The 24,776-nt window shown below is 66.7% G+C and carries 24 protein-coding genes; 22 read left to right on the top strand and 2 right to left on the bottom strand.

All coding sequences use genetic code 11. The features are described 5' to 3' along the window. Window positions 1–116 precede the first annotated feature (116 nt). From lpdA to QRN67_RS05530, 3 genes are read left to right on the top strand one after another with little or no spacing between them, the layout of a single operon-like run. The gene (gene lpdA, locus QRN67_RS05540) at window positions 117–1,544 is read left to right on the top strand and encodes a dihydrolipoyl dehydrogenase (RefSeq protein WP_285410975.1); all 1,428 of its coding nucleotides are present in this window, start codon (window positions 117–119) and stop codon (window positions 1,542–1,544) included. Between the two features lie 4 nt (window positions 1,545–1,548). Next, window positions 1,549–2,649: a cell division protein ZapE gene (gene zapE / locus QRN67_RS05535; RefSeq protein ID WP_081269089.1), complete on the top strand. Its 1,101-nt coding sequence runs from the start codon at window positions 1,549–1,551 to the stop codon at window positions 2,647–2,649. Further along, complete coding sequence (locus tag QRN67_RS05530) at window positions 2,646–3,326, top strand: hypothetical protein (protein ID WP_081269090.1); 681 nt, start codon at window positions 2,646–2,648, stop codon at window positions 3,324–3,326. Before zapE ends, QRN67_RS05530 begins: the two co-directional genes overlap by 4 nt. A gap of 30 nt (window positions 3,327–3,356) precedes the next feature. On the opposite strand, the gene QRN67_RS05525 is transcribed toward QRN67_RS05530, so the two are convergent. Then, window positions 3,357–4,127, bottom strand: a complete 771-nt coding sequence (locus tag QRN67_RS05525) for a PP2C family protein-serine/threonine phosphatase (RefSeq protein ID WP_081269091.1) — start codon at window positions 4,125–4,127, stop codon at window positions 3,357–3,359. Window positions 4,128–4,233: 106 nt separating this feature from the next. On the opposite strand from QRN67_RS05525, the gene QRN67_RS05520 reads away from it, so the two are divergent. Then, window positions 4,234–4,437 carry a YdcH family protein gene (locus tag QRN67_RS05520; RefSeq protein WP_081269092.1) on the top strand — a complete coding sequence of 68 codons (204 nt, stop codon included), beginning with the start codon at window positions 4,234–4,236 and terminating at the stop codon, window positions 4,435–4,437. Beyond that, the gene (locus QRN67_RS05515) at window positions 4,434–6,521 is read left to right on the top strand and encodes an ATP-dependent DNA helicase (RefSeq protein WP_285410973.1); all 2,088 of its coding nucleotides are present in this window, start codon (window positions 4,434–4,436) and stop codon (window positions 6,519–6,521) included. Before QRN67_RS05520 ends, QRN67_RS05515 begins: the two co-directional genes overlap by 4 nt. A gap of 30 nt (window positions 6,522–6,551) precedes the next feature. On the opposite strand, the gene QRN67_RS05510 is transcribed toward QRN67_RS05515, so the two are convergent. After that, window positions 6,552–7,358: an outer membrane protein assembly factor BamD gene (locus QRN67_RS05510; protein WP_081269094.1), complete on the bottom strand. Its 807-nt coding sequence runs from the start codon at window positions 7,356–7,358 to the stop codon at window positions 6,552–6,554. Window positions 7,359–7,372: 14 nt separating this feature from the next. Between QRN67_RS05510 and QRN67_RS05505 the strand changes: the two genes are divergently transcribed. The 17 genes from QRN67_RS05505 (at window position 7,373) to QRN67_RS05425 (ending at window position 24,749) form a co-directional block, all read left to right on the top strand. Then, entirely contained in the window at window positions 7,373–8,407 is a 1,035-nt protein-coding gene (locus tag QRN67_RS05505) for an RluA family pseudouridine synthase (RefSeq protein WP_503010870.1), read from the top strand. Between the two features lie 130 nt (window positions 8,408–8,537). After that, a complete protein-coding gene (scpB, locus tag QRN67_RS05500; RefSeq protein WP_285410972.1) occupies window positions 8,538–9,341 on the top strand; it encodes an SMC-Scp complex subunit ScpB in 804 nt (267 codons plus the stop codon). Next, a complete protein-coding gene (locus QRN67_RS05495) occupies window positions 9,338–11,137 on the top strand; it encodes a pseudouridine synthase (protein ID WP_285410971.1) in 1,800 nt (599 codons plus the stop codon). The genes scpB and QRN67_RS05495 overlap by 4 nt, the downstream gene beginning before the upstream one ends. Window positions 11,138–11,290: 153 nt before the next feature. Then, window positions 11,291–11,716, top strand: coding sequence for a nucleoside-diphosphate kinase (gene ndk, locus QRN67_RS05490; RefSeq protein WP_019653122.1), 426 nt, complete (start codon window positions 11,291–11,293; stop codon window positions 11,714–11,716). 21 nt (window positions 11,717–11,737) lie between these two features. Next, window positions 11,738–12,886: a dual-specificity RNA methyltransferase RlmN gene (gene rlmN / locus QRN67_RS05485; RefSeq protein ID WP_285410964.1), complete on the top strand. Its 1,149-nt coding sequence runs from the start codon at window positions 11,738–11,740 to the stop codon at window positions 12,884–12,886. Window positions 12,887–12,890: 4 nt separating this feature from the next. Next, window positions 12,891–13,745, top strand: coding sequence for a type IV pilus biogenesis/stability protein PilW (gene pilW, locus QRN67_RS05480; protein ID WP_285410963.1), 855 nt, complete (start codon window positions 12,891–12,893; stop codon window positions 13,743–13,745). Continuing rightward, the gene (locus QRN67_RS05475) at window positions 13,738–14,706 is read left to right on the top strand and encodes a helix-turn-helix domain-containing protein (protein ID WP_285410961.1); all 969 of its coding nucleotides are present in this window, start codon (window positions 13,738–13,740) and stop codon (window positions 14,704–14,706) included. The genes pilW and QRN67_RS05475 overlap by 8 nt, the downstream gene beginning before the upstream one ends. After that, window positions 14,703–15,974, top strand: a complete 1,272-nt coding sequence (ispG, locus tag QRN67_RS05470) for a flavodoxin-dependent (E)-4-hydroxy-3-methylbut-2-enyl-diphosphate synthase (protein WP_081269100.1) — start codon at window positions 14,703–14,705, stop codon at window positions 15,972–15,974. The genes QRN67_RS05475 and ispG overlap by 4 nt, the downstream gene beginning before the upstream one ends. Before the next feature lie 16 nt (window positions 15,975–15,990). Next, entirely contained in the window at window positions 15,991–17,301 is a 1,311-nt protein-coding gene (hisS, locus tag QRN67_RS05465) for a histidine--tRNA ligase (RefSeq protein WP_285410959.1), read from the top strand. Between the two features lie 5 nt (window positions 17,302–17,306). Continuing rightward, entirely contained in the window at window positions 17,307–17,999 is a 693-nt protein-coding gene (locus QRN67_RS05460; RefSeq protein ID WP_081269102.1) for a YfgM family protein, read from the top strand. A 7-nt stretch (window positions 18,000–18,006) separates the two neighbouring features. Continuing rightward, window positions 18,007–19,149, top strand: coding sequence for an outer membrane protein assembly factor BamB (gene bamB / locus QRN67_RS05455; protein WP_081269103.1), 1,143 nt, complete (start codon window positions 18,007–18,009; stop codon window positions 19,147–19,149). Between the two features lie 60 nt (window positions 19,150–19,209). Then, window positions 19,210–20,553: a ribosome biogenesis GTPase Der gene (gene der, locus QRN67_RS05450; RefSeq protein WP_081269104.1), complete on the top strand. Its 1,344-nt coding sequence runs from the start codon at window positions 19,210–19,212 to the stop codon at window positions 20,551–20,553. Window positions 20,554–20,715: 162 nt separating this feature from the next. Next, window positions 20,716–20,961: an RNA chaperone Hfq gene (gene hfq, locus QRN67_RS05445; protein ID WP_012747311.1), complete on the top strand. Its 246-nt coding sequence runs from the start codon at window positions 20,716–20,718 to the stop codon at window positions 20,959–20,961. Between the two features lie 57 nt (window positions 20,962–21,018). Beyond that, a complete protein-coding gene (gene hflX, locus QRN67_RS05440; RefSeq protein WP_285410956.1) occupies window positions 21,019–22,188 on the top strand; it encodes a GTPase HflX in 1,170 nt (389 codons plus the stop codon). Between the two features lie 74 nt (window positions 22,189–22,262). Further along, window positions 22,263–23,627: an FtsH protease activity modulator HflK gene (gene hflK, locus QRN67_RS05435; RefSeq protein ID WP_350226815.1), complete on the top strand. Its 1,365-nt coding sequence runs from the start codon at window positions 22,263–22,265 to the stop codon at window positions 23,625–23,627. A 17-nt stretch (window positions 23,628–23,644) separates the two neighbouring features. Continuing rightward, on the top strand, window positions 23,645–24,544 hold the full coding sequence (gene hflC / locus QRN67_RS05430) for a protease modulator HflC (protein ID WP_081269107.1): 900 nt from the start codon (window positions 23,645–23,647) through the stop codon (window positions 24,542–24,544). A 16-nt stretch (window positions 24,545–24,560) separates the two neighbouring features. After that, window positions 24,561–24,749 carry a DUF2065 domain-containing protein gene (locus QRN67_RS05425; protein WP_081269108.1) on the top strand — a complete coding sequence of 63 codons (189 nt, stop codon included), beginning with the start codon at window positions 24,561–24,563 and terminating at the stop codon, window positions 24,747–24,749. Window positions 24,750–24,776: the final 27 nt, after the last annotated feature.

The raw sequence follows: 24,776 nt of genomic DNA, 5'->3' as shown, positions 1-24,776 counted from the left end.
CGCTTCGCCAACCCCCTCGCGGGGGCAACACCTGCGGTCCGGCAAAGCCGGTTCCGCGGTGTTCGCGAAGGAACCCTGATTCACGCGGCGCGATGGACAACTGAAACGGAAACCCAATGAGCAAACAATTCGACGTCGTCGTCATCGGCGGCGGCCCCGGCGGCTACATCGCCGCCATCCGTGCGGCGCAACTCGGCTTCAACGTCGCCTGCGTCGACGAGTGGAAGAACGGCAAGGGCGGCCCGGCACCGGGCGGCACCTGCACCAACGTCGGCTGCATTCCCTCGAAGGCGCTGCTGCAATCGTCGGAGCACTTCGAGCAGGCCGGCCACCACTTCGCCGACCACGGCATCAAGGTCGAAGGCCTGGGCCTCGATATCGACAAGATGCTGGCCCGCAAGGACCAGGTCGTGAAGCAGAACAACGACGGCATCCTGTACCTGTTCAAGAAGAACAAGATCACGTTCTTCCACGGCCGCGCATCGTTCGTGAAGACGGACGAAACCGGCTACGAGCTCAAGGTGGCCGGCGCCACCGAAGAGTCGATCAGCGGCAAGCACATCGTCATTGCCACGGGCTCCAACGCCCGTGCGCTGCCGGGCGCGCCGTTCGACGAGGAGAACATCCTCTCGAACGACGGCGCGCTGCGCATCGGCGCGGTGCCCAAGAAGCTGGGCCTGATCGGCTCGGGCGTCATCGGCCTCGAAATGGGCTCGGTGTGGCGTCGCCTCGGCGCGGAAGTCACGGTGCTCGAAGCGCTGCCGACCTTCCTCGGCGCGGTGGACGAGCAGATCGCCAAGGAAGCCAAGAAGGCCTTCGACAAGCAGAAGCTCAAGATCGAGCTCGGCGTGAAGGTCGGCGAGATCAAGTCGTCCAAGAAGGGCGTGAGCGTTGCCTGGACCAACGCCAAGGGCGAAGCCCAGACGCTGGAAGTCGACAAGCTGATCGTGTCGATCGGCCGCGTGCCCAACACCATCGGCCTGAACGCCGAAGCCGTGGGCCTGAAGCTCGACGAGCGCGGCGCCATCGCCGTGGACGACGCGTGCAAGACCAACCTGCCCAACGTCTGGGCGATCGGCGACGTGGTGCGCGGCCCGATGCTGGCGCACAAGGCCGAGGAAGAGGGCGTTGCCGTGGCCGAGCGCATTGCCGGCCAGCACGGCCACGTCAACTTCAACACGATTCCCTGGGTGATCTACACGAGCCCCGAGATCGCGTGGGTCGGCCAGACCGAGCAGCAGCTCAAGGCCGAAGGCCGCGCCTACAAGGCCGGCACGTTCCCGTTCCTCGCGAACGGCCGCGCACGCGCTCTGGGCGACACGACCGGCATGGTCAAGTTCCTGGCCGACGCTGCGACCGACGAGATCCTGGGCGTGCACATCGTGGGCCCGCAGGCCAGCGAGCTGATCTCCGAAGCCGTCGTGGCCATGGAGTTCAAGGCGAGCGCGGAAGACATCGCGCGCATCTGCCATGCGCACCCGTCGCTGTCGGAAGCCACGAAGGAAGCCGCGCTGGCTGTCGACAAGCGCACGCTGAACTTCTGATCTCTTGACCAGCGTCAAACAGGCCTACGAGGCGGAACTCGCTGCGCGCGGGTTCCACAGCGATCCCGCGCAGCTGCGCGCCGTGGAGGCGCTGGATCGCTGCGCCAACGAATGGGCCGAGTACAAGGCCCAGCGTTCGAATGCGCTGAAGAAGTTCATCAACCGGCCGGAGCTCCCGCGCGGCGTCTACATGTACGGCGGCGTCGGGCGGGGCAAGAGCTTCCTGATGGACTTGTTCTTCAACGCCGTGCCGCTGCGGCGCAAGACGCGCCTGCACTTCCACGAGTTCATGCGTGAAGTGCACCGCGAACTGCGGGAGCTGCAAGGCACGGTCAATCCGCTCGACGAACTGGGCCTGCGCATTTCCAAGCGCTACAAGCTCATCTGCTTCGACGAGTTCCATGTGGCGGACATCACCGACGCGATGATTCTTCATCGGCTGCTGGTGTCGTTGTTCGAGAACGGCGTGGGCTTCGTCACGACCTCGAACTTCAAGCCCGACGATCTCTACCCCGGCGGGTTGCATCGCGACCGCATCCTGCCTGCCATCGCGCTCCTCAATGAGAAGCTCGAGGTGCTCAGCGTCGACAACGGCACCGACTACCGGCGCCGCACGCTGGAGCAACTGCGCATGTACCTCACGCCCAACGACGCGGCGGCCGAGAAGGAAATGCGCAAGGCCTTCGACAAGCTGGCCGAGGTGGCCGACGAAAACCCGGTGCTGCACATCGAATCGCGCGAGATCCGCGCGCGGCGCAAGGCCGGCGGCGTGGTCTGGTTCGACTTCAAGACGCTGTGCGGCGGTCCGCGTTCGCAGAACGACTACCTGGAGATAGCGAGCCAGTTCCACACGGTGCTGCTGTCCGACGTGCCGCACATGCCCGTGCGCATGGCTTCGGAAGCACGCCGTTTCACATGGCTGATCGACGTCTTGTACGACCGGCGCTGCAAGCTCATCATGTCGGCTGAGGTTCCGCCCGAGGCGTTGTACACCGAGGGTCCGCTGTCGCACGAATTCCCGCGCACGGTCTCCCGGCTCACCGAAATGCAGTCGAGCGAGTTTCTTTCCCTGGAACGCCGCATCGTCGACACCCGACTCACATGAAAAAATTCGCTCTTGTCCTGTTGATGTCGTTGGCCAGCCTGCCGCTGTGGGCGCAGTCCAACGCCGCCTCGGGCACTGTCGATCTCGAGGCCGAGAAGCGCAGGCTCTCGTCCGAGCGCGAAGCCATGGAAAAGCGTTTCCTGGAAGAGCGGACCGCCTGCTACAAGAAATTCGCGGTCGAGGACTGCCTGAGCGAAAGCCGCAACCGGCGCCGGATCCAGTCCGACAGCATCAAGCGCCAGGAAACCGCGATCAACGACATCCAGCGCCAGCGCAGCGGTGCTGCGGAACTGCAGAAGCTCGACCAGAAGGCTGCCACGCAGCGCGAGCAGGACACCAAGGAAAAGCAGGAACAGTCGATCCAGAGCCAGAAGGACCGCGAGCAGCGCGCCGCCGACCACGCGGCCAGCCGCGCCTCGACGGCTTCCGGCGCGGCGGAGCGCGAGCGCGAATTCCAGTCGAAGCAGCAGGCACATGCCGACGAGCGGGCCAAGGCGGCCCAGTCGCGAGCCGCCGCACCCGCGAACGTCCAGCGCTTCGAAGACAAGCAGAAGAGGGCGGCCGAGCACAGGGCCAGCGTCGAGCGCAGGAATGCCTCGAGCGACAAGCCGCGCGGCGCGCCGCTGCCGCCGCCACCTCCCGCGGCGGGCGCTACTCCGGCTCCGGCCGCACCCTGATTCGGGCACTGCCGCCTGGAAGAACCGCGCTCAGGCCGCTGCCGGCAGCGCGTCGAGCTTCAGGACTGCGATGGAGATGTTGTCGCCGGTGCCGCGCGCCCGGCGTCGCGCTTCGCCCACCAGGATTTCCACCGCGTCGCGCGGCGGCTGGGCGTAGAGCACGCTCGCCATTTCCTCGGGCGTGAAGTAATGCCAGAGCCCGTCGCTGCATGCCATCAGCAGGTCGCCGGACTGCATCTTCGGGATGTAGTGCGGATCGATGGGCGGCGGCGTCGTGGTCATGCCAAGGCAGCCCAGAAGGATGTTGCCCTGCGGATGGGTGTTGGCTTCGGCCTCGCTGATCTGGCCGCGGTCGATCAGCGCCTGCACGTACGAATGGTCGCGCGTGCGCTTGACGAGCTGTCCGTCGTGGAAGTGATAGATGCGCGAGTCGCCGGCATGGATCCAGGCGCATTCGCCCTTGGGATTCAGCAGGAAGGCGGCCAGCGTGCTGTGGGGCTCCTGCTCGCTGGAAACTGCGGTGAGCTTGATGACCGTGTGCGAGTCTTCCAGCATCTGCCTCAGCAGGACTTCGGGGTCGTCGCGGCCCGGGGCGTAGCGCGCGAAGAGCTGGCGCGCGGTCATCATCACCTGGTCGGATGCCTTGCGCCCGCCGCTGCGACCGCCCATGCCGTCCGCAACGACGCCCAGCACGCAGCCGGGCACCCTCGGGTGACTCATCATCAAGACCTGGTCCTGTTGGTACGGGCGGTCTCCCTTGTGGAGTCCGGTGGCCGCTGCTAGTCGAAAGCCTTGAGTCATGAGGCATGTGCGCCAAAGCGCGTGGTTCTGTCTTCTCGGGGATTCGTGTCAGGACGTATTATCGAATGAACATGCGACGCGCCAACTCTGCGTTCGCTCCCCAACGTTGGACTCCAATCTTCATTCCCTTTCCCGGCAGCTCATCGAGCTGCGTATCGAGCATGCCGATCTCGATGCCACCATCGACCGGCTGTCCGAAGGCTCGCCGCAAGACGAGTTGCTGCTGCGGCGCCTGAAAAAGCGCCGCCTCGCATTGCGCGACCAGATCACGCGCCTCGAAAACGTGCTCGACCCGAAAGAGCCGGCGTGACAGGCGCGCTCGAAGACAAGGTGCGCGACGCCTTCGCGCAAGACGGTGCGCTGTCGCGTGCCGCCGAGCAGTTCCGCGAACGCTCGGGCCAGACCGAGATGGCCATGGCCGTGGCCCGCACCATCGATCAGGGCGGCGTGCTGGTGGTCGAGGCCGGCACCGGGGTCGGCAAGACTTTCTCGTACCTCGTGCCGGCGCTGCTGAGCGGCGAGCGCGTGCTGCTGTCCACCGCCACCAAGACCCTGCAGGACCAGCTGTTCGGCCGCGACCTGCCCCGGCTGGTCGAGGCTTTCGGGCTGCCGGTGCGCACGGCGTTGTTGAAGGGGCGCGCCAGCTACCTCTGCCTGCATCGCCTGGACACCGCGCGCCATGACGCCTCGCTGCCCGAACGCGGCAGCCTGCGCACGCTCGCCAAGATCGAGCAGTGGTCCAAGGCCACGCGCACCGGCGACCTCGCCGAGCTGCCGGGGCTGGACGAGCGTTCGCCGCTGATCCCCCTCATCACGTCCACCCGCGAGAACTGCCTGGGCGCGCAGTGCCCGCAGTTCAAGGCCTGCCACGTCAACCTGGCGCGGCGCGAGGCGCTGGCCGCCGACATCGTCGTCATCAACCATCACCTGTTTTTCGCCGACCTCGCGGTGCGCGAGACCGGCATGGCGGAGTTGCTGCCCAGCGTGAGCGTCGTCGTGTTCGACGAGGCGCACCAGCTCAATGAAACCGGCGTGCAGTTCCTGGGCGCGCAGCTCGGCAGCGGCCAGGCACTCGATTTCGCGCGCGACATGCTGGGCTCGGGCCTGCAGCATGCGCGCGGGCTGGTCGACTGGCAGCAACTGGTGTCCGGCGTCGAGCGTGCCGCGCGCGAGCTGCGGCTGGTGGTCGGCAAGCAGTGGCCCGGCGCCAAGCTGCGCTGGCTGGGCCCTTCGCCGGAAGGCATCGACCCCGACGCCTGGCAGCATGCGCTCGATGACCTGCAGCATTCGTTCGAACTGGCCGCCGAAGGGCTGGCCACCGTCAGCGAAATCTCGCCCGACTTCGTGCGGCTGCACGAGCGGGCACGCCAGCTCGCCAAGCGCACTGCGCGCTTCGCGCAGCCTTGCGAGGTCGACTCGGTGCGCTGGGTGGATGTCGGCTCGCAACTGCGGCTGATCGAGTCGCCGCTCGACATCGCGGATGCGATGCGCAAGCGGGTGCTCAAGATTGCCGATGCGTCGGATGCCGACGAAGGCGGCGACGCGGACGACGGCGACGAACTCGATGCCTACGGCGAGCGGCCCGCCCGCGAGACGCCGGTGCATGAAGACAGCGGCCGAGCCTGGGTCTTCACCTCGGCCACGCTCGGCGACGAGCCCACGCTGCGCTGGTTCACCGAGCCCTGCGGCCTGCACGATGCCGAAGTGCTGCGCGTGCAGAGTCCGTTCGACTATGCCTCGCAGGCGGCGCTGTACGTGCCTCGCGCGTTCCCCAAGCCCAACGACCCCTCGCACAGCCAACGGGTCGCCGAACTGGCTGCGCGCGGCGCCACCGTACTCGGCGGCCGTACGCTGGTGCTGACGACCACGCTGCGCGCCTTGCGCACCATCGGCGACGCCATCAAGCAGCAGTTCGAGCTGCTGGAGACCGAAGCTCGCCCCGAGGTGCTGGTGCAGGGCGAACTGCCCAAGCGGGTGCTGATGGATCGTTTTCGCGAGGGCGCGAGCGGCGGGCGCGCGGGCTGCGTGCTGGTGGCGTCGGCTTCGTTCTGGGAGGGCTTCGACGCGCCGGGCGACGCGCTGCAACTGGTGGTGATCGACAAGCTGCCTTTTCCGCCGCCAAACGACCCTCTGGTCGAGGCACGCTCGCAGCGCCTGGAGGCGCAGGGGCGCAGTTCGTTCGCGGATTACTCGTTGCCCGAAGCGGCTGTTGCGCTCAAGCAGGGGGCGGGGCGGTTGATTCGGCGGGAGACCGACAGCGGCGTGCTGGCGATATGCGACACCCGCCTGGTCGCCATGGGCTACGGCCGCCGCCTCCTGGCGGCGCTTCCGCCGATGCGGCGGCTCGAAAACGAAGCGGACTTCGACGCCGCGCTGGACGCGCTCAGGAGCTAGCCGGAGCGCGCCGGTTCAGGGCTGTTGGCCTTACCAGACCTTCCACCAGGGGTCGTCCTTGCCCTTGAAGCCGTTGGCAAGGTAGGTGCTCTGGGGGTAGTTGGTGGTCAGCACGCGCTGGGCGTCGTCGCGCAGGTCCTTCATGCCGAGCGCGTCGTACGACTTCACCATGATGTACAGGGCTTCCTCGAGCGCCGGCACTTCGCGGTAGTCGGACAGGGCGATCTGGGCGCGGTTGATGGCCGCCAGGTAGGCGCCGCGCGAGTAGTAGTAGCGGGCCACGTGAACCTCGTACTGTGCGAGCGAGTTCACGATGTAGTTCATGCGCTGGCGCGCGTCGGGGGCGTAGCGCGACTCGGGGAAGCGGGTCACGAGGTCCTTGAACGACTCGAACGATTCCTTGGCGGCCTTCTGGTCGCGCTCGGACAGGTCCTGGCGCGTGAGGAACGCGAACATGCCGAGGTCGTCGTTGAAGTTGATCACGCCCTTGAGGTACAGCGCATAGTCGAGCGCGGGGCTCGCCGGATGTAGCTTCATGAAGCGGTCGATGGTGGCGATGGCGCTGGCCTTTTCACCCGACTTGTACTGGGCGTAGGCCTTTTCCAGCTGGGCCTGCTGCGCGAGGGGCGTGCCGGCGGCGCGGCCTTCGAGCTTCTCGTAGAGCGGCACGGCCTTGTCGTAGGCTCCAGATCCGGCCTCGTCCTTTGCTTCCGCGTAGATCTTGTTGGGACTCCAGTTCGCGGTCTTGTCGACGGTGGTCGACGAGCAGCCGGCTGCGAGCAGGGCCGCCGCGCTGAGCGCGATCCAGGTGGGGACCGATAATTTGGCGCGAAACATCACATACGGCTTTCGTGAAACAGTTACCCTCAATTATATCGACCGGCCCTTCGGGCAATACCCCCGAGAACCTGGAGGCGGCCGAACACGAGGAAGGCGCCGACCCGGCCGAGGCCAGCGAACTCCGGCCCTTCACCATCGATTCCGCCCAGCACGGCCAGCGGCTGGACCGCGCGCTGGCGGCCCTGGTGCCCGAGTTTTCCCGCAGCTACCTCCAGCAGCTCATCGAGGCGGGGGCCGTCGAGCTGCAGGGGCGCACCGTCACCAAGGTCTCGGCGGGCGTCAAGGCGGGGCAGGCGGGGCGCATCGAACTGCGGCCCACGCCCCAGAGCCAGGCCTTCCGGCCAGAGCCGATGGACCTCGTGACCGTGTACGAGGACGAGCACCTGCGCATCGTCGACAAGCCCGCAGGGCTGGTCGTGCACCCGGCGCCCGGGCATTGGAGCGGCACGCTGCTCAACGGGCTGCTGGCGCTCGACCCCAAGGCCGTGCTGCTCCCGCGCGCCGGCATCGTCCACCGGCTCGACCGCGACACCAGCGGGCTGATGGTGGTTGCGCGCACGCGGGCGACCATGGACGCGATGGTCGCGCTGATCGCCGCGCGCGAGGTCAAGCGGCAGTACCTGGCGATCGGGCACAAGCCCTGGGCCGGCGCGGCCGCCAGGCAGGTCGACGCGCCCATCGGGCGGGACCCGCGCAACCGGCTGCGCATGGCGGTGGTCGACCTGGAGCGCCATGCGGGCAAGACCGCGCGCACGCTGATCGAGCGGCTCGACAGCCACTCCGAAGGCTGCGTGGTGCGCTGCACGCTCGAGACCGGCCGCACCCACCAGATCCGCGTGCACATGGCGTCGATCGGGCATCCACTGGTGGGAGACGCGCTTTACGGCGGTGCGCCGGCCGTCGGCCTGTCGCGCCAGGCGCTGCATGCGTTCCGTCTGGCATTCGTGCATCCGGTCACCCACGAAGCCATGGAGTTCCGCTCGCCGCCACCGCCCGACATCGTTCAGGCTTTGCAGTCCTGGGGGCTGGATTACAATCGCGCCTGACGGCCCGAGGGCCGCGCCGGCCATCCGATGCCGGCCTTGCGTTGCATTCGCCGCGTGCCGGCAACGCCTACTCCTTTCATCCTTGTGAGCCAGCGTCTACCCAGGCGCCTTTTCCCGGATAACGCGAACCATGAATACGGCGGATGCCAAGCGCATTCTCGAAACCGCCTTGATCTGTTCGAGCCAGCCGCTGCCGGTGCGCGACATGCGCGTGCTGTTCGACGACGAGCTGGGCGTGGACACCATCAAGGTGCTGTTGCTTGAATTGCAGGAAGACTGGGCGCAGCGCGGCCTGGAGCTTGTGAGCGTCGGCAGCGGCTGGCGTTTCCAGAGCCGGCCCGAGATGCGCGATCATCTCGACCGCCTGCACCCCGAGAAGCCGCCGCGCTACACGCGCGCCGCCCTCGAGACGCTGGCCATCATCGCGTACCGCCAGCCCGCGACGCGCGGCGACATGGAAGACATCCGCGGCGTGACGATCAACTCGTTGATCCTCAAGCAGCTAGAAGACCGCGGTTGGGTCGAGGTGATCGGCCACCGCGAAACCGTCGGCAGGCCGGCGCTGTACGCGACCACGCGCCAGTTCCTGGACGACCTCGGCCTGGCGTCGCTCGACCAGCTGCCGCTGATCGAGACGCCGGCGCAGCAGGCCGCCCTGGTCGACGCGCTCGAGCAGGCGTCGGGCGAGCAGCAGGGGCTGCCGATGGACCCCGTCGACGAGCCCGTGACGGCGGAAGTGCTGTCCGAGGCCGCCGAAGCCGTGGAGGCCGTGCAGGCGCAAGTCGCCGAAAACGCCGCCGCCGCCGATGAATCCGAGGCGCCTTTGGCCGCCGAGACCGTTCTGGCCCAAGAGCCCGAACAACCACAAGAACCCGACGGTCCGTCCGATGACGAGGCCGATCCCGAAGCAGTTTCTCCCGGAAAAACCTCATGAGCCCATCCGACACCGACGACGCGGCAATGCTGCCGGCCGAGCCCGAAGTCAAGAAGAAGAAAAGGGCGGCCACGCCCAGGAAGGCTGCGGTTGCCGCTACCGAGTCGGTGGCGCCGGAGGCTGTGCCCGAAGTGTCGGTTGCACCGGCGGAGCCGGCGGCCGAGGCCGAAGCGCCCAAGAAGCCTCGCGCGCCCCGCAAGAAGAAGGTCGCGGAGCCGGTCGAGCAGTCGGTGCCCGAAGAAGCGCCTTCGGCTTTGGCTGAGGCCGCGCCCGTAGTGGAGGCCGTTGCCGAGGTGGCGCAAGAGCCTGTGCGGGCGCCGGAGCCTGTCGCGCCTGTCGCCGTCCCCGCGGAACCTGTTCGCGAATACAGCGAGGAAGACGACGAGGAAGAGGAAGAGCCCGACGAGGAAGAAGACGACCTCGATCGCGCCCGCCGCGCTGCCGAGCGCGAGCAGCGCAACGCGCTGCCGCCCGAGCCGATCCGCTTCGCCGACGTCATTTCCGGCCAATTCGACGCCGACGAGGAAAGCCCCGAAGTACCGCCGCTCAAGCGCGTGCTGCTGCCCGAGGCCGATTCGCCCAAGCTGCACAAGGTGCTGGCGCAGGCGGGCCTGGGTTCGCGGCTCGAAATGGAGCAGCTCATTCTCCAGGGCCGCATTTCAGTCAACAACGAGCCGGCCCACATCGGCCAGCGCATCCAGTACGGCGACCAGGTCAAGATCAACGGCAAGCCGATCCGCTACCGTATCGCGCCTCCGCCGCCGCGCGTCATTGCGTACCACAAGCCCACCGGCGAAGTGGTCACGCATGACGATCCGCAGAACCGGCCCACCGTGTTCCGCAAGCTGCCGCGCCTGCAGCAGGGCAAGTGGCAATCGGTCGGCCGGCTCGACCTGAACACCGAGGGCCTGCTGCTGTTCAGCAGCTCCGGCGACCTGGCCAACCAGCTCATGCACCCGCGCTTCGGCCTGGAGCGCGAGTACGCGGTCCGCGTGCTGGGTGCGCTCACCAGCGAAGAGAAGCAGAAGCTGCTCGACGGCGTGCGCCTGGACGACGGCATGGCCCAGTTCGGCACCATCGAGGACGGCGGCGGCGAAGGCTCCAACTGCTGGTATCGCGTGACGATCTCGGAAGGCCGCAACCGCGAGGTGCGCCGCCTGTTCGAATCGGTCGGCCATGCGGTCAGCCGGCTGATCCGCATCCGCTACGGCGCGATGGTGCTGCCGCGCGGCCTGAAGCGCGGTGCCTGGATGGAGCTCGACGAGCGCGACATCCGCGCGCTGTTCCAGGCTTCAGGCGGCGCTGCGGCCCGGCCCGGCCCGCAGCAACGCGGCCCCGGCCAGGAAGGCGGCGGAAACAATGGCCGCAACGGGCGCAACAAGAAACGCCGCGGCAACCGCAACGGTGGCCAGGGCGGTGGCCAGCCGCGCGAGATGCGCGACGACGGCAATCGCGGCGAGGCGCCGATCCCGAATCCGCTGGGCGACGGCCGTCCGCCGCGCGGCGACCGCGGCCCACGCCCCAATCGGGGCGGTGGCGGCAATGGCGGCCAGCAGCCGCAGGGGCAAGGCCAGGGGCGCCGCGGCAAGGGCGGCGGCAATCGCCAGGGTGACGATCGCCAGCCGAGCGGAGCCAACCAACCCGATCCGATGAAGACCTCGCTTGGCTACATCGGCGCCGACAGCTTCTCGCGCCAGCGCAAGGAGCAGCGCGGAGGCCCCGGCCGACGTGGCGGCGGCGGAAGTGGCGGAGGCGGCTTCGGCAACGCGGGTGGCGGACGTCGCCGAGGGCGCTGAAAGTCTCCCGTCGCAGCGCGGCCTTTCGCGGGGTTTTCATGAGCCCAGGGGGCTGCGCCGGTTAAAATCAGAGGCTTTGTCGACATACGGCGCAACAAACTCGTTGCAGTTGTGACAAAACTATTCAAAATCAAAGCTCCAGGAAGCATTTCAATGGCTATCGAACGTACCCTCTCCATCATCAAGCCCGACGCAGTCGCAAAGAACGTCATCGGCAAGATCGTTTCCCGTTTTGAAGCTGCCGGCCTCAAGATCGTCGCCGCCAAGCTGGTGCACCTGTCGCGCAACGAAGCCGAACAGTTCTACGCCGTGCACAAGGAACGTCCCTTCTTCAAGGACCTGGTCGAGTTCATGATCTCGGGCCCCGTGTTCGTGCAAGTGCTCGAAGGCGAGAACGCCATCGCCAAGAACCGCGACCTGATGGGCGCCACCGACCCCAAGAAGGCAGCCGCCGGCACCATCCGCGCCGACTTCGCCGACAGCATCGACGCCAACGCCGTGCACGGTTCGGACGCTCCTGAAACCGCAGCGAACGAAGTCGCGTTCTTCTTCGCCGGCCTCAACGTCTACGCACGCTGAAGTCGTATCTCGACCGATTCCATGACCACGGCCAATCTGCTCGAATTCGATCTCGAGGGGTTGGCCGCGTTCTGCGAAAAACTCGGCGAGAAAAAATTCCGCGCCACGCAACTGTTCCGCTGGATCCACCGGCGTGGCGCCAGCGACTTCACCCAGATGACAGATCTGGCCAAGTCGCTGCGCGAGAAACTCGCGACCACCGCTCGCGTCGAGGCCCTGTCGGTCCTCACGCAGCACGAATCCAAGGACGGCACGATCAAGTGGCTGTTCGACGTCGGCGACGGCAATGCCGTCGAAGCCGTATTCATTCCTGAAGACGACCGCGGCACCCTGTGCGTGTCGTCCCAGGCAGGCTGCGCGGTCGGATGCCGCTTCTGCTCGACCGGGCACCAGGGCTTCAGCCGCAACCTCACCACGGGCGAAATCGTTGCCCAGCTGTGGTTTGCCGAGCACTTCCTGCGCAAGCACCTCAAGCGCGACGAGCGCGTCATCTCCAACGTGGTGATGATGGGCATGGGCGAGCCGCTGCAGAACTATTCCGCGCTGGTGCCCGCGCTGCGCACCATGCTCGACGACAACGCCTATGGCTTGTCGCGCCGTCGCGTGACGGTGTCGACTTCCGGGGTGGTGCCCATGATCGACCGCCTCGGCGCCGATTGCCCGGTGGCGATGGCCGTGTCGCTGCACGCGCCCAATGACGCGCTGCGCGACGATCTCGTGCCGCTCAACCGCAAGTACCCGATCGCCGAGTTGCTCGAGGCGTGCAAGCGCTACCTGGCGCACGCGCCGCGCGACTTCATCACATTCGAGTACTGCATGCTCGACGGCGTCAATGACCAGCCGGAGCATGCGCGCCAGCTGATCGAGCTTGTTCGCACCAGTGGCGTGTCGTGCAAGTTCAACCTGATCCCGTTCAATCCGTTCCCGGCCTCGGGCCTGCTGCGCTCGCCGCAGCCGCGCGTGCTGGCATTCGCCAGGATGCTGAGCGAAGCGGGCCTGGTGACCACGGTGCGCAAGACGCGCGGCGACGACATCGACGCCGCCTGCGGCCAGCTTGCCGGCGACGTCAAGGACCGCACCCGCGCAGCCGAGCGCATGGCCCAGCGTCGCGCGACCGAGCGTCCCATTGTTTTGCATCCGGTCCGCAAGACCGTTCCCCAGGAGCACTGAAGCAATGAGCATGGCTTTTCCGATGACGACCGCTAGCGCGCAGCGAATGCTGGCCGCGAGCTTTGCCGGCGTCGCCGTGACTTTTTTGCTCGCCGGTTGCGTCAGCACGCGCACCACCACCACGAGCCTGGCCGACACCAGTTCGGGCAAGGGCGTGGACATCGTCACCGAGTCGGACGAAAGCTCGCGTCAGCGCCGCGCGCGCCTGCGCATGGAACTGGCATCGGGCTATTTCGAGCAGGGCCAGACCAACGTCGCGCTCGACGAGATCAAGCAGGCGCTCGCCGCCGACCCCAACAATGCGGACGCGTACAACCTGCGCGGCCTGGTCTACATGCGGCTCGACGACGCCGGCATGGCTGAAGACAGCTTCCGCCGTTCCATCGCCATCAATCCGCGCGACCCCAACACGCGCCACAACTACGGCTGGCTGCTGTGCCAGCAGAACCGCTACGGCGACGCGGCAACCCAGTTCAACGAGGCACTCGCCGTGCCCAGCTATCCCGACCGCGCCAAGACGCTCATGACGCGCGGCGTCTGCGAGCTCAGGGCGGGCCAGCGCGCGCAGGCCGAGCGCACCCTGCAGCAGGCCTACGAGATCGATGCGGGCAACCCGGTGGTCGGCTTCAACCTGGCCCTGGTGCTCTCGCAGCGAGAAGAATGGTCGCGCGCGCAGTTCTACATTCGCCGCGTCAACAACAGCCCCTCGGCCAGTGCCGAGACGCTGTGGCTCGGCATCAAGATCGAACGAAAGCTCAACAACCGCGAAGCAGTGGCGCAGTTGGGAGGCCAACTGCAACGACGCTTCCCCCAATCGCGGGAGGCATCAGCGTACGAGCGCGGGAATTTCAATGACTGATAGGGTTTCGGAGTTCGGCACTTCCGCGGCACAGCCGCTCGAGGCAGCCGACATCACGCACAAGACCGCCGGCGACATGCTTCGCGAGGCGCGCGAGGCCCACGGCCTGCATATCGAAATGGTGGCGGCGGCACTCAAGGTGCCACCGCAGAAGCTGCTGGCGCTCGAGGCCGACGACATCGCTTCGTTGCCCGACCCGGTCTTTGCGCGCGCGCTTGCCAGCAGTGTTTGCCGTGCCCTGCGCATCGATCCGGCGCCAGTGCTTGCCAAGCTGCCGACCACGCAGAAGGTGTCGCTGGCCGACGCCGACCGCACGCTGAAGACCAACATCTCGTCGGGCACGCCGCGCTGGACCGGCAGCGGCCGTTCGAGCGGCGGCCTGCCGTCGCGCGCGTTGCTGACGGTCGTGGTGTTGCTGCTGATCGGCGCCGGCGCGCTGTTCTGGCTGCCGCAGTCGGTGTTCGATCAGCTCGGCGCGTCCGTTTCCCGCCTGACCGCACGTGGCGCGGCCGATGGCGCCGCAACGAACGACGCGGCTGCGGATGCGCCGGCCGCATCGGGTGGCCCGGGCGTGGTCGCCCAGACGGCGCCTGCACAGCCCGTGGCGCCCAGCGGCTCGGCGAGCGCCGCAGGCGAGCCGCCAGCTGCCGCAGCCGCACCGAATGCTGCCGCCGCAACGCCGGTCGTAACGGCACCGGCAGTCGCTCCGGCCGCAAGCAGCCAGCAACTCGTCTTCGTGGCCCGTGAGGAGTGCTGGATCACCGTGACCGAAGCCGGCGGCAAGCAGTTGCTGCGCCGCAGCCTGAAGGCCGGCGAGACCGTCGGTCTCTCGGGTGCGCTGCCGCTGTCCGTGGTGGTTGGCCGTGCGTCGAGCGTCGACGTGCAGGTGCGCGGCAAGCCCTTTGACCTGAAGCCCGTCACCAAGAGCGGTGGCGTGGCGCGTTTCGAGGTGACGTCATGAGCGACTGCCTTCCCATCGATTCCGCGGCGCCCAAGGCGCGCCGCTCGCGCCAGGCCAGCGTGGTCTGGGGACCGCGTGTCGTGACGGTGGGGGGCGACGCGCCGGTGCGCGTGCAGTCGATGACCAACACCGACACCGTCGACGCCATCGGCACGGCGATCCAGGTCAAGGAACTTGCGCTGGCCGGTTCGGAGATGGTGCGCATCACCGTCAACACGCCCGAAGCCGCGGCGCAGGTGCCCTACATTCGCGAACAGCTCGACCGCATGGGCGTCGACGTGCCGCTGATCGGCGACTTCCACTACAACGGCCACCGCCTGCTCACCGACTATCCGGCCTGCGCCGAAGCGCTGAGCAAGTACCGCATCAACCCCGGCAACGTGGGCAAGGGCGACAAGAAGGACAAGCAGTTCGGCCAGATGATCGACGCCGCGATGCGCTGGAACAAGCCCGTGCGCATCGGCGTCAACTGGGGCAGCCTCGACCAGGAACTGCTCGCCAGCCTGATGGACACCAACAGCCAGCGCGCCCAGCCCTGGGATGCCAAGCAGGTGATGTACGAGGCGCTGATCACATCCGCCATCGAGTCCGCCAGGCTGGCCGAGTCGATGGGCATGGCGGGCAACCAGGTGATCCTGTCGTGCAAGGTGAGCGGTGTGCAAGACCTGATCTCGGTCTACCGCGAGCTGGCCAGGCGCTGCGAATATCCGCTGCACCTGGGCCTGACCGAAGCCGGCATGGGCACCAAGGGCACGGTGGCCTCGGCCACGGCGCTGTCGATCCTGCTGCAGGAGGGCATCGGCGACACCATTCGCGTGTCGCTCACGCCGCAGCCGGGCGAGTCGCGCACGCAGGAAGTGCTGATCGCCAACGAGATCCTGCAGGCGCTGGGCCTGCGCGTGTTCGTGCCGAGCGTCACCGCCTGCCCGGGCTGCGGCCGCACCACCAGCACCACCTTCCAGGAACTGGCCAAGCAGATCGACGACTACCTGCGCATGCAGATGCCGGTCTGGCGCAACAAGTATCCCGGCGTGGAAACGCTGAAGGTGGCCGTCATGGGCTGCATCGTCAACGGCCCCGGCGAGAGCAAGCATGCCGACATCGGCATCAGCCTGCCCGGCACCGGCGAGGCGCCCGCCGCGCCGGTCTTCATCGACGGCGAAAAGGCGCTCACGCTGCGCGGCGACAATATCGCCAACGAGTTTCACCAGCTCGTAGAAACCTACATCGAAAAGCGCTTCGGCGGCGAGCACGCCGTCGCTGCCTGACACCTCCGCAGGATCCATGGCTGAAAAATTGAATGCCGTCAAAGGCATGAACGACATATTGCCGCCCGAATCGGCGCGCTGGGAGTGGCTCGAGGCCACCGTGCGCGACCTGATGGGGCGGTTTGCGTACCGCAACGTCCGCACGCCGATCCTGGAGCGCACCGCGCTTTTCGTGCGCGGCATCGGCGAGGTGACCGACATCGTCGAGAAGGAGATGTACTCCTTCGAGGACCGCGCCGACAAGCATGGCAAGTTCGAACACCTGACCATGCGCCCCGAGAACACGGCGGGCCTGGTGCGCGCGGTGATCGAGCACAACATGCTGTACGAAGGGCCCAAGCGCCTCTGGTACACCGGCCCCATGTTTCGCCGCGAGAACGTGCAGCGCGGGCGTTTTCGCCAGTTCCACCAGATCGGGGCCGAGGCGCTGGGCTTTGCCGGTCCCGATGTCGATGCCGAACTGATCCTGCTGGCGAACGCGCTCTGGAAGGCCATCGGCCTGACCGACGTGCGCCTCGAGCTCAACAGCCTGGGGCAGCCTGCCGAGCGGGCGCTGCACCGCGCCGAACTCATCGCGCACTTCGAGAAGCATGCCGACAAGCTCGACGAAGACGGCAAGCGCCGCCTGCACAGCAATCCGCTGCGCATTCTCGACACCAAGAATCCGGCAATGAAGGACGTGGTCGAGTCGGCGCCGAAGCTGATCGACTTTCTCGGGGCGGAGTCGCTCGCGCACTTCGAGGGGCTGCAGGCCATCCTCAAGGCCAACGACATCGCGTTCACGATCAATCCGCGTCTTGTGCGCGGGCTGGACTACTACAACCTGTCGGTCTTCGAATTCGTGACCGACCGCCTGGGTTCGCAAGGCACGGTGTGTGCCGGTGGGCGCTACGACGACCTGATTGCGCAGATCGGCGGCAAACCCGCGCCGGCCGTGGGCTGGGCCATGGGTGTCGAGCGCGTGCTCGACCTGCTCAAGGAGCAGGGCGCCGAGGTGCCGGCACTGCTGCCCGATGCCTACGCGATCGTGCCGGATGCCGCCTCCATGCCCATTGCGCTGCGCACGCTGCAGCAATTGCGCGAGATCGGCGTGCGCGTGCAGATGCATGCGGCCACGGTTGACGGCCTCAGCAGCTTCAAGGCGCAGATGAAGAAGGCGGACGCCAGCGGCGCCACCTACGCCCTGATCTTCGGTGCCGATGAACTCGCACGCGGTGAAGTGACTCTCAAGGCGCTGCGCGACGGAAGCGGCGCGCAGACTTCCCGGGCACTTGCTGAAGCCCCCACATGGGCCGCCACCCTACAATCGCCGGCTTCCAACACCTGACACGCATGGCAACCCATCTCGATCTCGAAGAACAGGAACAGCTCGACCAGCTCAAGCATTTCTGGAATACCTACGGCACCCTCATCACCTGGGCTGTCCTGCTTGTTGCCGGTGCCTTCGTGGCATGGAACGGCTGGCAATACTTCCAGCGCAACAAGGCCGTGCAGGCCGCGGCACTTTATGACGAGGTCGAGCGCACCACGCAGGCTGGCGACGTCGAGCGCATCCAGCGCGTGCTGGCCGACATGAAGGACCGCTTCGCCAACACCGCCTATGCACAGCAGGCCGGCTTGCTGGTCGCCAAGACGCTGTTCGAAAAGGGCAATGCCGAAGGCTCGCGCTCCGCGCTGGAATGGGTTGCGCAGAACGCCGTCGACCCTGGCTACAAGGCCGTCGCCAAGCTGCGCCTTGCTGGCGAGCTGCTCGACAGCAAGTCGTACGACGAAGCGCTCAAGCAGCTCGACGGCAGCGTGCCCAAGGAATTCGAACCGCTGGTGGCCGATCGCAAGGGCGACATCTACCTGGCCCAGGGCAAGCGCAACGAGGCGCAGGCCGAGTACCGCAAGGCCTGGACCGGCCTCGGCGCCACCTCCGACTACCGCCGTCTGGTCGAGATCAAGCTGAACGCGGTCGGTGTCGACCCGAAGAGCCTGGCCCCGGTCGTCACCGTCACTCCCGCAGCTCCCAAAACTCCCTGACCGCATCATGAATTTCAAGCGTTTCATGCCTGAATCGACCGCCCTGCGTGCGGGATCAGCCCTTGTTTTGGTCGCTTTCCTGGCCGCCTGCTCGGGCACCAGCAAGCCGAAGCCCGAAGAACTGCCCGCCAATCCGGCCCTGCTGGGCGTGCGCCAGGCTTGGACGGTGAAGATCCCCGAAGTCAAGTTCCCGCTCACCGCCAACATCAACGGCGACATCGTCACCGTGGCCGGCAGCGACGGCACCGTGGTTGCCATCGATGCGCGCGCCGGCCGCGAAACCTGGCGTGCAAGCGCCGGCGCGCCGCTGGCGGCCGGTGTCGGCAGCGACGGTTCCCTGGCGGCCGTCGTCACCACCGGCAATGAACTGGTGGCCCTCGAGAACGGCAAGGTGCTGTGGAAGCAGAAGCTGTCCGCCCAAGCCTTCACCGCGCCGCTGGTCGCTGGCCGTCGCGTGTTCGTGCAGACCGCCGACCGCAGCGTCAGCGCCTGGGACGGCCAGAGCGGCCGTCGCCTGTGGATCCAGCAGCGCGCCGGTGAAAACCTGGTGCTGCGCAAGTCGGGCGTATTGATGGCCGTCGGCGACACGCTGGTGGCAGGCCTTGGCGGCCGCCTGGTCGGCATCAACCCCGGCAACGGCACCTCGCGCTGGGAGGCTCCCATCGCCGCGCCGCGTGGCACCAACGACGTGGAGCGCCTGGTCGACCTGACCGGCAGCGTGAGCCGTCTGGGCGACTCGGTCTGCGCACGGGCCTACTACGCCAGCGTCGGCTGCGTCGACACCACGCGCGGTACGCTGGTCTGGAGCAAGCCGGCTTCGGGCGCCGACGGCGTCAGCGGCGACGACCGCTTTGTCTACGGCACCGAATCCGACGGCAGCGTCATCGCCTGGCGCCGCGGCGACGGCGAACGTGCCTGGCAGATGAGCCGCCTCAAGAATCGCGAGCTGACCTCGCCGCTGGCCGTGGGCCGCTCGCTGATCATCGGGGAGAGCACCGGCACGCTGCATTTCGTGTCGCGCGAAGACGGCGCTCTGCTCAATCGTGTCACCCCCGATGGCTCCGCCATCACCGTTGCGCCGGTGCTCGTCGGCAACACGGTCGTGGTCGTGACTGCCAAGGGTGGTGTGTTTGGCTACCGCCCTGAATAATCTTTTGAATCTTTTCCTGCAAGGCCCGACCATGAAAACCGCGCCATCGAAAGGCCGGCCATGAAGCCGGTCGTGGCCCTGGTCGGGCGTCCCAACGTCGGCAAGTCGACGCTGTTCAATCGCCTGACCCAGACGCGCGACGCCATCGTCGCCGATTTCGCCGGCCTCACGCGCGACCGCCATTACGGCAACGGTCGCCTGGGCAAGCACGAGTTCATAGTGATCGACACCGGCGGCTTCGAGCCCGATGCCGGCAGCGGCATCTACAAGGAAATGGCCAAGCAGACGCGGCAGGCCGTGGCTGAGGCCGACGTGGTGATCTTCGTCGTCGATGCCCGCGAAGGCCTGTCGGCGCAAGACCATGAGATCGCCAATGAGCTGCGCCGTCTGGGCAAGCCCTGCGTGCTCGCGGCAAACAAGGCCGAAGGCATGCACGACGGCACCAAGCTCGTGGATTTCTACGAGCTGGGCTTCGGCGACGTGCACGGGGTTTCCGCGGCGCACGGGCAAGGCATGCGCGACCTGGTCGAGCTTGCGCTCGAGCCGCTGAACCTGCCCGATCCGGACGACGAGTCGGACGAGGACGAAGTCAACAAGCCGATCAAGCTGGCAGTGGCGGGGCGGCCCAACGTGGGCAAGTCGACGCTGATCAACACCTGGCTTGGCGAAGAGCGACTGGTGGCATTCGACATGCCAGGCACCACGCGCGACGCGATTTCAGTGCCCTTCGAGCGCAACGGCCAGCGCTTCGAGCTGATCGACACGGCCGGCTTGCGCCGCAAGGGCAGGGTGTTCGAGGCGATCGAGAAGTTCTCGGTGGTCAAGACGCTGCAGGCCATCGAATCGGCCAATGTGGTGCTGCTGCTGCTCGACGCCACGCAGGGCGTGACCGACCAGGATGCCCACATCGCGGGCTACATCCTCGAAAGCGGCCGCGCGGTGGTGATCGCCATCAACAAGTGGGACGCGGTCGACAGCTATCAGCGCGAGCAGATCCAGCGGCAGATCGAAACCCGGTTGCCGTTCCTGAAGTTCGCGGCATTGCATTTCATCTCTGCCATCAAGCGCCAGGGCCTTGGCCCGGTTTGGCAGGCAATTGCGCAGGCCCACAAGTCGGCCACGCGCAAGATGTCGACGCCGGTGCTGACCCGGTTGCTGTTGGAGGCGGTGCAGTTCCAGGCGCCGAAGCGCGGCGGCATGTACAGGCCGAAGCTGCGTTATGCGCACCAGGGTGGCATGAATCCGCCGGTGATCGTGATCCACGGCAATTCGCTCGAACATGTGACCGATGCTTACAAGCGCTTCCTCGAGGGACGCTTCCGCAAGGAATTCGACCTGGTGGGTACCCCGTTGCGGATCGAATTCAAGAGCTCCCACAATCCTTTTGCCGACAAGGACGACTGAGCCATTGGGCGCCGATGGCGGCCAATGACTTGCAGCGGGGGCGGAAGTTCCGTCTTTTGAGAACCGTTATTTTCTCAAGGCTTTTGGCCCGGGTTGCTGCAGCGCGGAAACCCTGTGTTAAGGTCATCTCTCCAACAACTACTCTTGAACACGGAGAATATCGTGAGCAATAAAGGGCAACTTCTGCAAGACCCGTTTCTGAATACCTTGCGTCGCGAGCATGTGCCGGTTTCCATTTATTTGGTCAACGGCATCAAGCTGCAAGGGCAGATCGAGTCTTTTGACCAGTACGTCGTGTTGCTTCGCAACACAGTGACGCAAATGGTCTACAAGCACGCCATTTCCACCATCGTGCCGGGTCGTGCCGTCAATTTCTCGGCTGCCGAGAACGACGACGCCGCTGCCTGATAGCGCGGAGCGCGGCGGCCTTCCGGCCGTCGCGCTTTTTCCCAATTCTGATCCCGCTTGTCTGAACAGATCCCCCGCCAGGAAGGCGCCGCCGTTCTCGTCGGCGTTGATTTCGGGCTGCCCCATTTCGACAGCGAACTCGAGGAACTCGGCCTGCTCGCGCAGACTGCCGGCCTCACGCCCGTCGCCCATCTCTCCTGCAAACGCAAGGCCCCTGACGCGGCATTGTTCGTCGGCAGCGGCAAGGCCGAAGAAATCAAGGAACTGGCCGCCCTCCACAGGGCGAGCGAAGTCATCTTCGACCAGGCGCTGAGTCCTGCACAGCAGCGCAACCTCGAGCGCCAGCTGGACGTCGCGGTGTACGACCGCACTTTCCTCATTCTCGAGATCTTCGCGCAGCGCGCGCGCTCGCACGAAGGCAAGCTGCAGGTGGAGCTTGCCCGCCTGCAGTACCTCAGTACCCGGCTGGTCCGGCGCTGGTCCCATCTGGAGCGCCAGACCGGTGGCGCGGGTGTGCGCGGCGGTCCGGGCGAAAAGCAGATCGAGCTTGACCGCCGGATGATCGGCGAGTCGATCAAGCGCACCCGCGAGCGGCTGGCCAAGGTGCAGAAGCAGCGCGGTACGCAGCGCCGGCAGCGCGAGCGGCGCGACACCTTCAACATCTCGCTCGTCGGCTATACCAACGCCGGCAAGTCGTCGCTGTTCAACGCGCTGGTCAAGGCCCGCGCCTATGCGGCCGACCAGCTGTTCGCCACGCTGGACACCACCACGCGCAATCTCTACCTGGGCGATGCGCGGCGCCAGGTGTCGATCTCCGACACCGTCGGCTTCATTCGCGACCTGCCGCACGGCCTGGTCGACGCGTTCAAGGCGACGCTGCAGGAAGCGGTCGACGCCGACCTCCTGCTGCATGTCGTCGACGCCTCCAACCCCCATTACCCCGAGCAGATGGCCGAGGTGCAGACCGTGCTGCGCGAGATCGGTGCCGACACCGTCCCGCAGCTTCTGGTCTTCAACAAGCTCGACGCCCTTGAAAGCACGCAGCAGCCGCTGCATCTGCAGGACGAGATGGAAATCGACGGCGTGCAGGTCCCCCGCATCTTCCTGAGCGCCAGGAGCGGCGAGGGCGTGCCGCTGCTGCGCGCCGAGCTCGCCCGGCAATCGGGCTCCGTAGCCGATACGATGTCCCCTGAGGCGAACGCTGAATTGCACGATGCGGCCAATTGATTGGGCACAATCCCGCCACTGACAAGAGAACGAAGCGAATGAATTCAAAGCCAGCGCGGAGAGGGTTTCTGGGCATGTTCAATCTGAACGATGGCCGGTGGGGTCGTGGCGACGAGCCGTCCTCCAACGGTGATCGCCCGACCGGCAACCGCCCCCCCGAAGCCAATCCTCCGGGCGCACCGACGCCCCCGCCTTCGGGCAACAACAACGACCGTCCCCGCGGCCAGGGCCCCAACCAGGGCCCGCCCGACCTCGATGAACTGTGGCGCGACCTCAATCGCAAGCTCGGCGGTTTCTTCGGCGGCGGCAAGGGCGGCGGCAATCGTCCCAGCGGCGGCAACAGCAACGGCGGCGGCAACGGCTACCGGCCCGACATGAAGAACGCAGGATTCGGCCTCGGCCTCGTGGCTGCCGTGGCCGTACTCATCTGGCTCGGCACCGGCTTCTTCATCGTGAACGAAGGCCAGCAGGCTGTCGTGACCCAGTTCGGCCGCTACAAGACGACCGTGGGCGCCGGTTTCAACTGGCGCCTGCCTTATCCCATCCAGCGCCATGAAGTCGTGGTGGTCACGCAGATCCGCTCCACCGATGTGGGCCGCGACGCCATCGTGCGCTCCACCGGCCTTCGCGAGTCGGCCATGCTGACCGAAGACGAGAACATCGTCGAAATCAAGTTCGCGGTGCAGTACCGCCTGAGCGACGCGCGCGCCTGGCTCTACGAGAGCAAGTCGCCCGCCGAGACCGTCGTGCAGGTGGCCGAGACCTCCGTGCGCGAGGTGGTCGGCAAGATGAAGATGGACGCCGCGCTGGCCGAAGAGCGCGACCAAATCGCACCCCGCGTGCGCACGCTGATGCAGACCATCCTCGACCGCTACAAGGTCGGTGTCGAAGTGGTCGGCATCAACCTGCAGCAGGGCGGCGTGCGTCCGCCCGAGCAGGTGCAGGCCGCATTCGACGACGTGCTCAAGGCCGGTCAGGAGCGCGAACGCGCCAAGAACGAAGCCCAGGCCTACGCCAACAACGTGGTGCCGCTCGCCACCGGTACGGCTTCGCGCCTGAAGGAAGAGTCCGAGGCCTACAAGGCGCGCATCGTGGCGCAGGCCCAGGGTGATGCCGGCCGCTTCGCTTCGGTCCTGGCCGAGTACCAGAAGGCGCCGCAGGTGACCCGCGACCGCATGTACACCGACGCCATGCAGCAGATCTACGCCAGCACGACCAAGGTGCTGGTCGACAGCAAGCAGGGCTCCAACCTGCTGTACCTGCCGCTCGACAAGCTGATGCAGCAAAGCGGCAACAGCGCGACGCCCACGCCGGTCGATGCGGCCAGCCCCAATGTGGCCGGCACCGCGCCGCCCCAGTCCTCGGTGATCCCGGTGGCGCCCGTGACGGGCGACGTGCGAGCCCGCGACGGCCGCTCGCGCGACCGCGACGTGCGTTGAACAAGGACTAGAAGAACATGAACAGAATCGGATTCATCGCATCGTCGATCCTCGTCTTGCTCGTGCTGCTGAGCTCGACCCTCTTCGTGGTCGACCAGCGCCAGTTCGGCGTGGTCTATGCCCTCGGCCAGATCAAGCAGGTCATCACCGAGCCGGGCCTCAACTTCAAGCTGCCGCCGCCGTTCCAGAACGTGTCGTACATCGACAAGCGGCTGCTCACGCTCTCCAGCATCGACACCGAACCCATGCTCACCGCTGAAAAGCAGCGCGTGGTGATCGACTGGTACGTGCGCTGGCGCATCAGCGACCCGCAGGCCTACATCCGCAACGTCGGTCTCGACGAGAACGCCGGTGCGATGCAGCTCAACCGTGTGGTGCGCAATGCGTTCCAGGAAAACATCAACAAGCGCACCGTGCGCGACCTGATCTCGGTGCGCCGCGAGGCCCTGATGGCCGACGTGCAGCGCGAAGTGCTGTCGGTGGTGAAGGGCGCCAAGCCCTGGGGCGTCGACGTGGTCGACGTTCGCATCACCCGCGTCGACTACGTGGAAGCCATCACCGAATCGGTCTACCGCCGCATGGAAGCCGAGCGCAAGCGCGTGGCCAACGAGCTGCGCTCGACCGGTACGGCCGAGGGCGAAAAGATCCGCGCCGACGCCGACCGCCAACGCGAAGTGATCGTCGCCAACGCCTACCGCGACGCGCAGAAGATCAAGGGCGAGGGCGATGCCCAGGCCGCTGCCGCCTACAGCGAGTCCTTCGGCCGCGACCCTCAGTTCGCCCAGTTCTATCGAAGCCTCGAGGCCTACAAGCAGAGCTTCAACAAGAAGAGCGACGTGATGGTGCTCGACCCGTCGTCGGACTTCTTCCGCGCCATGCAGGGCTCGGGTTCCTCCACCAACGCTCCTCGCCGTTGATTCTTCCTCAGGAGCCGTGAGCGCCGACACTTTCTGGAGCGCGCTCGCGCTCGTCCTGGTGATCGAGGGCATCCTGCCTTTCGTGTCGCCGGGAGGGTGGCGGCGCGGCTTCGGGCAGCTCATGCAGCTGCGCGACGGCCAGCTTCGTTTCTTCGGACTTTGCAGCATCCTGCTGGGTTTGATACTGCTCTGGATCCTGGCCTAGTCTCGGGCTGGTCGCGGTCCCGGTAGA

This window comes from Variovorax sp. efr-133-TYG-130, assembly GCF_030208835.1.
Lineage (GTDB): Bacteria > Pseudomonadota > Gammaproteobacteria > Burkholderiales > Burkholderiaceae_C > Variovorax.
This window is presented reverse-complemented; position numbering and strand designations above follow the sequence as displayed.